Genomic DNA, 11731 nt, shown 5'->3' with positions numbered 1-11731 from the left:
AAAAGTACACTTCAATGTGGCTTCCGGGCGATTTACGGTCGAGCCGCACCCCGACGACAGCCCAGGAGGCACCGACCATGAGCAGCGACCAGAGCACCCCGCGCGGCCCGATCGACTCGTCCCGCGTCCCGCGGTACGCCGGTCCCGCGACGTTCGCCCGGCTGCCGCGGCTCGACGAGGTCGGCACCGCCGACATCGCCGTGGTCGGCGTCCCCTTCGACTCCGGCGTCTCCTACCGCCCCGGCGCCCGCTTCGGCGGCAACGCGATCCGCGAGGCGTCCCGCCTGCTGCGCCCGTACAACCCGGCGCAGGACGCCTCCCCGTTCGCCCTCGCGCAGGTCGCCGACGGCGGCGACATCGCCGTCAACCCGTTCAACATCAACGAGGCCGTCGAGACCGTCGAGGCCGCCGCCGACGAGCTCCTCGGCACCGGCGCCCGCATGATGACCCTCGGCGGCGACCACACCATCGCCCTCCCGCTGCTCCGCTCGGTCGCCAAGAAGCACGGCCCCGTCGCCCTGCTCCACTTCGACGCCCACCTGGACACCTGGGACACCTACTTCGGCGCCGAGTACACCCACGGCACCCCGTTCCGCCGCGCCGTCGAGGAGGGCATCCTCGACACCGAGGCGCTCTCCCACGTCGGTACGCGCGGCCCGCTCTACGGCAAGCAGGACCTCACCGACGACGAGAAGATGGGCTTCGGCATCGTCACCTCGGCCGACATCTACCGTCGCGGCGCCGACGAGGTCGCCGACCAGCTGCGCCAGCGCATCGGAAACCGTCCGCTGTACATCTCGATCGACATCGACTGCCTCGACCCGGCCCACGCCCCCGGCACCGGCACCCCCGAGGCGGGCGGCATGACCTCGCGCGAGCTCCTGGAGATCCTGCGCGGCCTGTCCTCCTGCAACCTGGTCTCCGCCGACGTCGTGGAGGTCGCCCCGGCCTACGACCACGCCGAGATCACGGCCGTCGCCGCCTCGCACACCGCGTACGAGCTGACGACGATCATGAGCCGCCAGATCGCGGCGAGCCGATAATTCCCGGGGGTGCCCGGCCCGCCCGGGACGGGCACCCCTCGCGCACGACCGACCACGACGCCCAGGGGACCCCGCCATGACCCACGACCACGACCTGGTCCTGCGACCGACCGCCGCCCAGATCGAGGCCGCGCTGAACCCGCCCGCGGGACGCACCGGCGGCGACCTCGTCGTCGAGACCCTCACCGGCCTCGGCGCCACGACGGTCTTCGGCCTCCCCGGCCAGCACGCCCTGGGCATGTTCGACGCCCTGCGCCGCTCGGCGCTGACGTACGTCGGTCTCCGCGTCGAGAACAACGCCGGCTTCGCCGCCGACGCCTACGGCCGCGTCACCGGCGAGGCCGCGCCGCTGCTCCTCTCCACCGGCCCCGGCGCCCTCATGTCGCTCGCCGCGCTCCAGGAGGCCGCCGCCGCCTCCGCGCCGGTCCTCGCCATCGGCAGCCAGATCCCCGCCGCCGGGCTCGGCGGCGGCCGGCACGGCTACCTCCACGAGCTCCGCGACCAGCGGGCCAGCTTCCGGGACGTCGTGAAGTCCGTCCACACGGTCCGTACGCACTCCCAGATCCCGTCCGCGATCGCCGCGGCCTGGGAGTCGGCGCTCACCGCCCCGCACGGCCCCGTCTGGGTCGAGATCCCGCAGGACGTGCTCCTCGCGGAGACCACCCTCCCGGTGGTCACGGCCATGGACGCCACCCCCGAGGACGTCGTCCCGCGCCCCGAGCTGACCGCCGTCGCCGCCCACCTCCTGTCGACGGCCGAGCGCCCCGCGATCATCGCCGGCGGCGGCGTCGTCCGCTCGGACGCCTCCGGCAAGCTCCTCGCGCTCGCCGAGAGGCTGGACGCGCCGGTGGTCACCACCTTCGGTGGCAAGGGCGCCTTCCCCTGGAAGCACCCGCTCTCCCTCCAGTCCTGGCTGGAGGACCGGCACACCACCGACTTCCTGGAGGACGCCGACGTCCTCCTCGTCGTCGGCTCCGGCCTCGGCGAGCTGTCCTCGAACTACCACACCTTCGCCCCGCGCGGCCGGGTGATCCAGATCGAGGCGGACGCGGGCAAGCTGGAGTCCAACCACCCGGCGCTCGGCATCCACGCGGACGCCCGGCTCGCCCTCCAGGCGCTCCTGGAGACGGTGGAGGGCCGGACGGACGCCACCGCGCCCGACCGGGTCCGCGCGGTCCTGGACAAGGTCGCGGACCGGCTGGCCGCCCAGGACCTGGACCTGGAGCGGCGGATCGTGGCGTCGGTCCGCGAGGCGCTGCCGTCCCGCGCCCCCAGCTTCTGGGACATGACGATCCTCGCCTACTGGGCCTGGTCCGCCTTCGACCCCCGCCACCCCAACACGATGCACTCCGCGCAGGGCGCCGGCGGCCTCGGCTACGGCTTCCCCGCCGCCCTCGGCGCGGCCGTCGCCGACCCGACGACCCCGGTCCTCGCGGTCTCCGGCGACGGCGGCGCCATGTACTCGATCGCGGAGCTGGCGACGGCGAAGCAGTACGGCCTCGACGTCACCTGGCTGATCGTCGACGACGGCGGCTACGGCATCCTGCGCGAGTACATGACGGACGCCTTCGGCGAGGCCACCGGCACGGAGCTCGCCCGCCCCGACTTCGTCGCCCTCGCCGAGTCCTTCGGCGTCCCCGCCGTCCTCACCACCCCCGAAGCCCTGACGGCCGACCTCTCCCAGGCCCTCGCGACCCCCGGCCCCTCGGTGGTCGTCCTCCCGGCCCTCCTGAAGATGTTCGAACCGACGCACCTCTGAGCGCCCCGGGAGGACGTCAGTCGACGATGTCCTCCCATTCCTTCCGGTAGGCGGCGGTCCGCTCCGCGTACCCCAGACGGAACGCGGCCGTCTTCTCCGGGCCGAGTCCGCCCAGGGCCATGCGCTCCGGCGGCACGAGCCGGCCTATGTCGGCGACGGCCGCCGCCGTCGCCTCGGCGACCTTCCCGCCCTTCTGCCGGGCGGTGAGGATCTGCATCCCGAGGTGCGGCAGCAGCGCCTCGAACGTGCCCCGGGGCGCCCCGGCCGCGTCCTTCGTCTCCCGCTCGGTGGCGGGAACGACCCGCCCGCCCCTCGCCAGACCCCTGACGGCGACCAGCGCCCCGTACAGCTGTCCCCACCGGTACGGCGTCCCGTCCTCGACCCGTCCCACGGGCCCTCCTCCCCGTCGTACGGTCATGTCCCTGCCTGTCTACCCAGGGGCCGGGGGTCCTAGGACTTCCGCCCGGTCTTTGTTGCGGCGGGATGAAATCGCACGTCGGGCACGTTGTGGCCTTCCGGTAGACCAGGACGGACGGGAGGCGCCACGTGGCGGTGGTGGGGCAGGAACGGGAACAGGGGTGGGCGCGGCGGCTGTGGGCGTACGCCTGGCGGTACAAGGCGGACGTCGTGCTCGCGCTCGGCTCCTCGCTGGCCGGCATGGCGCTCCTCGCGCTGGTGCCGCTCATCACCAAGGTGATCATCGACGACGTCATCGGGGCCGGGACGCGGTCCCTGGGCGTGTGGACCGGGCTGCTGCTCGGCGCCGCCGTGCTCGTCTACGCGCTCACCTACGTCCGGCGCTACTACGGCGGACGGCTCGCGCTCGACGTGCAGCGCGACCTCCGCGACGACATGTACGGGACGATCCTGCGGCTCGACGGGCGGCGCCAGGACGAGCTGTCCACCGGGCAGGTCGTCGGCCGCGCCACCAGCGACCTCCAGCTCATCCAGGGCCTGCTCTTCATGCTCCCGATGACGATCGGGAACATCCTGCTCTTCCTCATCTCGCTGGCCGTCATGGCCTGGCTGTCGATCCCGCTGACCCTGGTCGCCCTCGCCGTCGCCCCCGCCCTGTGGTGGATCGCCAAGCGGAGCCGCACCCGGCTCCACCCGGCCACCTGGGCCGCCCAGCAGGAGGCCGCCGGGGTCGCCGGCGTCGTCGACGGGGCCGTGACCGGCGTCCGGGTCGTGAAGGGCTTCGGGCAGGAGGAGCAGGAGACCGGGAAGATCCGGGACGCGGGGCGGAGGCTGTTCGCCGCGCGGCTGCGGACCATCCGGCTGAACTCCCGCTACACCCCCGCCCTCCAGGCCGTTCCCGCGCTCGGCCAGGTCGCCGTGCTCGCGCTCGGCGGCTGGCTCGCGTACCGGGGCCAGATCACCCTCGGCACCTTCGTCGCCTTCTCCGCCTACCTGGCCTCCCTGGTCGGCCCGGTCCGGATGCTCGCCATGGTCCTCACCGTCGGCCAGCAGGCACGCGCGGGCGTGGACCGGGTCGTCGAGCTGATCGACACCGAGCCGGCCATCGAGGACGGCACCAAGGAACTGCCGGCCGACGCCCCCGCCACGGTCGAGTTCGACGGCGTCACCTTCGGCTACGGCGACGGGAAGCCCGTCCTCGACGGCTTCTCGCTGGAGCTGCGGGCCGGCGAGACCGTCGCCCTCGTCGGCTCCTCCGGCTCCGGCAAGTCCACCGTCTCGCTCCTCCTGCCCCGCTTCTACGACGTGGACCGCGGCGCCGTCCTCGTCGGCGGCCACGACGTCCGCGAGCTGACCCTGGAGTCGCTGCGGGCGGCGATCGGACTCGTCCCCGAGGACTCCTTCCTCTTCTCCGACACCGTCCGCGCCAACATCGCGTACGGCGTCGCCGACGCCACCGACGAGCAGATCGAGGCTGCCGCGCGGGCCGCCCGCGCCGACCGCTTCATCGCCGAACTCCCGGACGGCTACGCCACCAAGGTCGGCGAGCACGGCCTCACCCTCTCCGGCGGCCAGCGCCAGCGCGTCGCGCTGGCCCGCGCCATCCTCACCGACCCTCGCCTCCTCGTCCTCGACGACGCCACCTCCGCCGTGGACGCCAAGGTCGAGCACGAGATCCACGAGGCGCTGCGGGCCGTCATGGCGGGCCGGACGACGCTGCTCATCGCGCACCGCCGGTCCACCCTCGGCCTCGCCGACCGGATCGCCGTCCTCGACGGCGGCCGGCTCGCCGACCTCGGCACCCACGAGGAGCTGGAGGAGCGCTCCGCGCTCTACCGCCGCCTCCTCACCGACCCCGACGAACTCGGCGGCGTCTCGCCCGGGCACGTCCTGAAGGCCGGCACCGTCCCCGAGGAGGACGGCTCGCTGCGGGCCGAGCTGGACGCCGAGTTCGACGCCGAGCGGGGCATCACCCCCGCCCTGTGGGTCCGGGACGAGACCGCCGACCGGGCGGCCGAGACGGCCGGGGCCACCCCCGAACTGGTCGCCGCCGTCGCCGCCCTGCCGCCCGCCGCCGACACTCCCGACGTGGACGAGGCCCGGGCCGTGGAGCCGGAGACGAGCTACGGGCTCCGCCGGCTGCTGCGCGGCTTCGGCGCGCCGCTCCTCATCAGCCTCGGCCTGGTCGCCCTCGACGCCGGCGCGGGCCTGCTCCTGCCGGTCCTCATCCGGCACGGCATCGACGAGGGCGTGAACCGGCTGGCGATCGGCGCCGTCTGGGCCGCCTCCGCGCTCGCGCTGGTCACCGTCCTCGTGCAGTGGGTCGCGCAGACCGCCGAGACCCGGATGACCGGCCGCACCGGCGAGCGGGTCCTGTACGCGCTCCGCCTGAAGATCTTCGCCCAGCTCCAGCGGCTCGGCCTCGACTACTACGAGCGCGAGCTCACCGGCCGGATCATGACCCGGATGACGACGGACGTCGACGCGATGTCGACCTTCCTCCAGACCGGCCTGGTCACCGCCTTCGTCTCCGTCGTCACCTTCTTCGGGATCATGGTGGCGCTGCTGGTCCTCGACCTCCAGCTGGCCCTGGTCGTCTTCGCGACCCTGCCGGTCCTCGCCCTCGCCACCTTCTGGTTCCGCCGCTCCAGCGTGAAGGCGTACGAGCTGGCCCGCGAGCGGATCGGCGTCGTCAACGCCGACCTCCAGGAGTCCGTCGCCGGCCTGCGGATCGTGCAGGCGTTCGGCCGGGAGCGGGCGGGTGCCGCGCGGTTCGCGGAGCGCGGCGACGCCTACCGGGACGCGCGCGTGCGCGGGCAGTGGCTGATCTCGGTCTACTTCCCCTTCGTCACCCTGCTCTCCTCGGGCGCCGCCGCGGCCGTCATGATCGTCGGCGCCAACCGGATCGAGGCCGGCACCCTCACCACCGGCGCCCTCGTCGCCTACCTCCTCTACATCGACCTCTTCTTCGCGCCCGTCCAGCAGCTCTCCCAGGTCTTCGACGGCTACCAGCAGGCCGCCGTCTCGCTGGGCCGCATGCAGGAGCTGCTCCAGGAGCCGACGTCGACCGCCGCCGCGGAGGAGCCCCGCGAGGTGCTGTCGCTCCGCGGCGAGATCGCCTTCGAGGACGTCTCCTTCGCCTACGGCACGGAGGAGGCCGCCCTGACCGGGATCGACCTGCGGATCCCGGCCGGGCAGACGGTCGCCTTCGTCGGCGAGACCGGCGCGGGCAAGTCCACCCTGGTCAAGCTGGTCGCCCGCTTCTACGACCCGACCTCGGGCCGGGTCACCGCGGACGGCGCCGACCTGAGGGACCTCGACCTCACCTCGTACCGGCACCGGCTCGGCGTCGTCCCCCAGGAGGCGTACCTCTTCGCCGGCACGGTCCGCGACGCCATCGCCTACGGGCGGCCCGGCGCCACCGACGCCGAGGTGGAGGCGGCCGCCCGCGCCGCCGGCGCGCACGACATGATCGCCACCCTGGACGGCGGCTACCTCCACGAGGTCGCCGAGCGCGGCCGCAACCTCTCGGCCGGCCAGCGGCAGCTGATCGCCCTGGCCCGGGCCGAGCTGGTCGACCCCGACGTCCTCCTCCTCGACGAGGCCACGGCCGCCCTGGACCTCGCCACCGAGGCCCAGGTGAACGCCGCCACCGAGCGCCTCTCCGGCCGCCGCACGACCCTCATCGTGGCCCACCGCCTCACCACGGCGGCCCGCGCCGACCGGGTGGTCGTCATGGACCACGGCCGGGTCGCCGAGGACGGCAGCCACGACGAGCTCCTCGCCCTCGACGGCCGGTACGCGTCCCTGTGGCGCACCTTCATCGGCGAGGCGGAGCCGGAGGAGGAGCCGGCGGCGATCTGAGTACGGGGGCTCATGACGGGGCCGGGGCGGCACGGGTTGGATCGGTGTCATGAACGACACCGGCGGCCCGAACGCCCCCGCCCCGGCCCCCGCGCCCCACCCCTCCTCCACCCCCGCGCCCGGCACCCCCTCCGCCCCGGACACCGCCGCCCCGGACACCGCCGCCGCCCCGGGCGCCTCCCCGGCCGGCCCGGACGGGGACCCGGCGTCCGCCGGGATCCCCTACATGGAAGCCCGGGTGCTGCGCCGGGCCGCGCTCTGGGCCGGGCTGCTGTTCCTGCCCGCGACGCTCCTCGGCGTGGTGCTCGCCCTCTCCTCCGAGGCGGGCACGGCGTGCGTGATGCGCGGGACCTGCCGGGAGATCCCCGGCTGGCTGTACGCGACCACCCTGGCGGTCGCGGGCGGCGCCTGGCTGCGGGCGCTCACCGTCCCGGACGGAGCCCCGCCCACCCGCGCCCGGTGGGCCGCCCTGTGGACGCTGATCGGCGCGGAGACGATCTTCCTCTGCCTGGTCATGGGCTACTTCCTGCCATGACCGGGACCCCCGGGGGCAACCGTACGGACGTCCCGGACGTCGTAAGCCTGTACGGGGGAACGGACGGCGGGGGAGGAACGGGCATGCCCGGAGGCACAGGGGAGCGACGGCGGGCGGCGCACGCGCAGGCGGCCCCCCGCAGACCCCGCGCCGCCGCACCCGCCGCCGGAGGGCGCGGGAGCGGCCGCCGGGGCCCGCTCGCGGTCCTCCGCCGGAGCCTCGCCCGCGCGCGCGTGCACCCCGTCGCGTACGCCCTCGTCCTCGCCCTCGCCGCCGGGCTGCTGACGCTGGCCGGGCCGGGCGCGGGCACGGCCGACGCGGTCTCCGTCTGCCACGGCCGGCCCGCCCGCACGGTCTCCTTCGCCACCGGCGAGCTGCGCCTCTACCGCACCCGGCACTACGCCTGCGCGCTGGTCCTCGCCAAGCGGCCGGGCGCGCCGCGGCCCATGAAGGTCACCCTCCAGCCGCGCGGCGGCCGGGCCGCCGTCGTCTCCGGGCGCTGGGGCCGGCAGGCCGGCCCGGTGACCGTGCACGCGCTCAACCGCTGCGTCCGCGCCTCCGCGACGGTCTCCGGCCGCTCCACCTCCACCGGCTGGATCCTGTGCTGACGCGGAGGTAAGACCCAACCAGGTCTGGCGGCCCGGACGTTCACCCCGCTAGGTTCACGGCACCGTTGTGAATCATGGGAGGGTGCATGCGTAAGTCGCTGAGACTGATGCTGTCGCTTTCGGTGCTCATAGGCACCGTGGGCTCCACCGGCGTGGCCACCGCCGCGGACACGGAGTCCGTCAGCACCGTCGCGGACGCGCAGAGCCAGGACATCAAGGACCGCCTCCTGGCGATCCCCGGGATGAGCCTGATCGAGGAGAAGCCGTACGCCGGCTACCGCTTCTTCGTCCTGAACTACGAGCAGCCGATCGACCACAAGCGGCCCTGGGCCGGCACGTTCCAGCAGCGGATCTCCGTGCTCCACAAGAGCACCGACCGCCCCACCGTCTTCCGGACCAGCGGATACGGCCTCAGCACCACCCCGAGCCGGGCGGAGCCGACCCGGATCGTCGACGGCAACCAGGTCTCCATGGAGTACCGCTTCTTCACGCCGTCCCGCCCGCAGCCCGCCGACTGGTCCAAGCTCGACATCTGGCAGGCCGCCAGCGACCAGCACCGGATCTTCACCGCGCTGAAGAAGGTCTACGGCGAGAACTGGCTCTCCACCGGCGGCTCCAAGGGCGGCATGACCGCCACCTACTACGAGCGCTTCTACCCGCGCGACATGGACGGCGTCGTCGCCTACGTGGCCCCCAACGACGTGGTGAACAAGGAGGACTCGGCCTACGACCGGTTCTTCGCGAACGTCGGCACCGAGGCGTGCCGCGACCGCCTGAACTCCCTGCAGCGCGAGGCCCTGCTGCGCCGCGCCCCGCTCCAGGAGAAGTTCCGGACCTGGGCGCAGACCGAGGGCGCCACCTTCCACACGATCGGCTCGCTCGACAAGGCGTGGGAGGCGACCGTCCTCGACTTCGTCTGGGGCTTCTGGCAGTACTACGGCGAGGACGTCTGCGACACGATCCCGGACGCGAAGACCGCGAGCGACGACACCGTCTACGAGACGATCGACGCCTACGCCGGCTGGAGCGCCTACACGGACCAGGGCCTGGAGTACTACACGCCGTACTACTACCAGGCGGCCACCGAGCTCGGCTCGCCCACCATCAAGCAGCCGCACCTCGACGGGCTGAACCGCTACGGCTACCAGCCGGCCTCGAACTTCGTGCCCCGCGAGATCCCCATGAAGTTCAAGCCGCAGGCGATGCGGGACGTCGACGACTGGGTCCGCAAGAACGCGAACCGGATGCTCTTCGTCTACGGCGAGAACGACCCGTGGGGCGCGGAACCGTTCCGCCTCGGCAAGGGTGCCCGGGACAGCTACGTCTACTACGCGCCCGGCGCCAACCACGGAGCCAACGTGGCCGGACTCGTCGACACCGAGCGGGAGAAGGCCACCGCCCGCATCCTGGCCTGGGCCGGGGTCGACGCCCCCGCGGTCGCGGCGGCCCAGCCCCTGGCGCGCTTCGACGCCCGCCTGGACAAGCCGGTCGACGAGGACGTGACGAAGGAGCACGGCCTGCGGCCGTAGCCCCGTGAGGGGTGCGGCCCCGCGAGGAGCCGCACCCCGCCCGTCAGGCGTACGAGAGGCCGAACCCGAGCGGATAGAGCGTCACCGCCGGGTCCTCGGCGCTCCGCACCGGCACGGGCAGCCGCCCGCGCGGCTCCGCCCGCCCGGCCAGCACCCGCACCGCGGCGCGGAGTTCGACGTCGGTCCACGCGTAGGCGGCGAGGGTGGCCTTCTGCCCGGAGATCCGGGCGACGTCGTACGGGTTGCGGATGGCGATCGTGACCACCGGCACCCCGGTCGCCACGAGGCGGTCCACCAGCGTCCGCTGCGGGCTCGTCGCGCCGATGTTGTACGTGCCCACCACGACCACGTCCTGCCCGGCGGCGGCCGCCACCGCCTCCTCGATCCGGGCCGCCGTCGGGGTGATCCCGGTGGACAGCACGGTCGGGGCGAAGCCGAGTTCGCGCAGGGCCCCGGCGAGCGTGGTGGTCGGCGGCCCCGTCGTCCCGGACGGGGAGGCGGGGTCGGCGCCGACGACCAGGACCCTCCCGTGCGAGGCCGGGCTCAGCGGCAGGAAACCGTCCTCGTTGACCAGCAGGGTGGTCGTCCGCTCGGCGATCCGGTCCGCCTCGGCGAGATGCCGGGCGGTGCCGACGGTCGCGTCCACCTCCGCCCGGGTCGTGAACGGGTCCGCGAACAGGCCCCGCCGGGCCTTCAGACGCAGGATCCGCAGGACCGACTCGTCGAGCCGCTCCTCGGTCAGCTCCCCGCTCCGCACGGCCCCGAGCACCGCGTTCCAGGCCACGTCGAGCTTCGGCGGGTTGAGCAGCTGGTCCACACCGGCCTTGAGGGCGAGCACCGGCACCCGGTCGTCGCCGTACTTGGTGCGCACGCCCTGCATGTCGAGGGCGTCGGTCACCACCACCCCGTCGTAGCCCAGCTGTTCGCGGAGCACGCCGGTGAGGATGGGGCGCGAGAGCGTCGCCGGGTCCTCGGACGGGTCCAGCGCCGGGACGACGAGGTGCGCGGTCATGATCGCGTCGATGCCGGCGGCGATCGCGGCCCGGAACGGCGGGGCGTCCAGCTCGGCCCACTGCTCGCGGGTGTGGGTGATGACCGGCAGGCCGTAGTGGCTGTCCACGGCCGTGTCGCCGTGGCCGGGGAAGTGCTTGGCGGTCGCCGCGACCCCGGCGCCCTGGTAGCCGCGGATCTGCGCGGTGACGAGACCGGAGACCGCGCCCGGGTCGGAGCCGAGGGAGCGGACGCCGATCACCGGGTTGCCCGGGTTGACGTTGACGTCGGCGACGGGGGCGTAGTTCTGCCGGATGCCGAGCGCGGCCAGCTCGGCGCCGGCGATCCGGGCCGCCTTGCGGGTGTCCGCCGGGGAGCCGCCCGCGCCCAGCGCCATCGCGCCGGGGAGCAGGGTGGCCGGCTCGCCGACCCGGCAGACGATGCCGTGCTCCTGGTCGGTCGAGATCAGCACCGGAACGCGGGCGGGCCGGGCCAGCGCGGCGGTCTGGATGCCGTTGGACAGCCCGGCGATCTGGTGCGGATCGCGGGTGTTGTGCGCCCAGGCGAAGTAGATGATCCCGCCGACGTGGTAGCGCTCGACGAGCTCGGCGGCGGTGCGCACGCCGAGCTCCCGGAGATTGGCGTCGGCGTCGGCCTGGTCGGGGGCGGTGGCCGAATGGCCGTACACCCGCGAGACGAAGACCTGGCCGACCTTCTCCTCCAGCGACATCCGGCCGACGATCCGGCGGAGCCGCGCCTCCGTCCGGGCGTCGGTGGCGGCGGGGCCGTGGGCGGCCGCGGGGGTGACGGCCCCGGTGGCGGCCGCGGCCGCCGCGGCGGCGGTGACGGCGAGCAGGGTGCGGCGGGTGGGGTGGGGCACTGGTGCTCCTTCCGGCCGTGCAGGGATGAAAGAAACTGCCAAGGTGAACGGATAGTCTGAAAGTAACTACCAGGTCAAGGATTCCCGCACGAATCGCCGAGAAGAG

Annotated in this window: 8 protein-coding genes; 6 read left to right on the top strand and 2 right to left on the bottom strand. The window is 73.9% G+C overall.

All coding sequences use genetic code 11. The annotated features are described in order from the left end of the window. Nucleotides 1-77: 77 nt before the first annotated feature. Nucleotides 78-1043 carry an agmatinase gene (speB, locus tag ACFVU3_RS19005; RefSeq protein WP_390067495.1) on the top strand — a complete coding sequence of 322 codons (966 nt, stop codon included), beginning with the start codon at nucleotides 78-80 and terminating at the stop codon, nucleotides 1041-1043. A gap of 76 nt (nucleotides 1044-1119) precedes the next feature. Then, nucleotides 1120-2802 carry a thiamine pyrophosphate-binding protein gene (locus tag ACFVU3_RS19000; RefSeq protein WP_390067493.1) on the top strand — a complete coding sequence of 561 codons (1683 nt, stop codon included), beginning with the start codon at nucleotides 1120-1122 and terminating at the stop codon, nucleotides 2800-2802. Between the two features lie 16 nt (nucleotides 2803-2818). Here ACFVU3_RS19000 and ACFVU3_RS18995 read toward each other — a convergent pair whose 3' ends face one another. Then, nucleotides 2819-3193 carry a hypothetical protein gene (locus tag ACFVU3_RS18995; RefSeq protein WP_390067491.1) on the bottom strand — a complete coding sequence of 125 codons (375 nt, stop codon included), beginning with the start codon at nucleotides 3191-3193 and terminating at the stop codon, nucleotides 2819-2821. A gap of 155 nt (nucleotides 3194-3348) precedes the next feature. On the opposite strand from ACFVU3_RS18995, the gene ACFVU3_RS18990 reads away from it, so the two are divergent. The 4 genes from ACFVU3_RS18990 (at nucleotide 3349) to ACFVU3_RS18975 (ending at nucleotide 9755) form a co-directional block, all read left to right on the top strand. Further along, entirely contained in the window at nucleotides 3349-7083 is a 3735-nt protein-coding gene (locus ACFVU3_RS18990) for an ABC transporter ATP-binding protein (RefSeq protein WP_390067489.1), read from the top strand. Between the two features lie 49 nt (nucleotides 7084-7132). Beyond that, nucleotides 7133-7618, top strand: coding sequence for a hypothetical protein (locus ACFVU3_RS18985; protein WP_390067487.1), 486 nt, complete (start codon nucleotides 7133-7135; stop codon nucleotides 7616-7618). A 233-nt stretch (nucleotides 7619-7851) separates the two neighbouring features. Beyond that, a complete protein-coding gene (locus ACFVU3_RS18980) occupies nucleotides 7852-8226 on the top strand; it encodes a hypothetical protein (RefSeq protein WP_390067595.1) in 375 nt (124 codons plus the stop codon). A gap of 86 nt (nucleotides 8227-8312) precedes the next feature. Beyond that, nucleotides 8313-9755, top strand: a complete 1443-nt coding sequence (locus ACFVU3_RS18975; RefSeq protein ID WP_390067485.1) for an aminopeptidase — start codon at nucleotides 8313-8315, stop codon at nucleotides 9753-9755. A 43-nt stretch (nucleotides 9756-9798) separates the two neighbouring features. Here ACFVU3_RS18975 and ACFVU3_RS18970 read toward each other — a convergent pair whose 3' ends face one another. Next, nucleotides 9799-11625 carry a glycoside hydrolase family 3 protein gene (locus ACFVU3_RS18970; RefSeq protein WP_390067483.1) on the bottom strand — a complete coding sequence of 609 codons (1827 nt, stop codon included), beginning with the start codon at nucleotides 11623-11625 and terminating at the stop codon, nucleotides 9799-9801. Between the last annotated feature and the right edge of the window lie 106 nt (nucleotides 11626-11731).

Origin of the sequence: Streptomyces sp. NPDC058052 (assembly GCF_042885515.1) — a bacterium.
Taxonomy (GTDB): domain Bacteria; phylum Actinomycetota; class Actinomycetes; order Streptomycetales; family Streptomycetaceae; genus Streptomyces.
The sequence above is the reverse complement of the archived record's forward strand: the minus strand, read 5'-3'. Positions and strand labels throughout refer to the sequence as shown.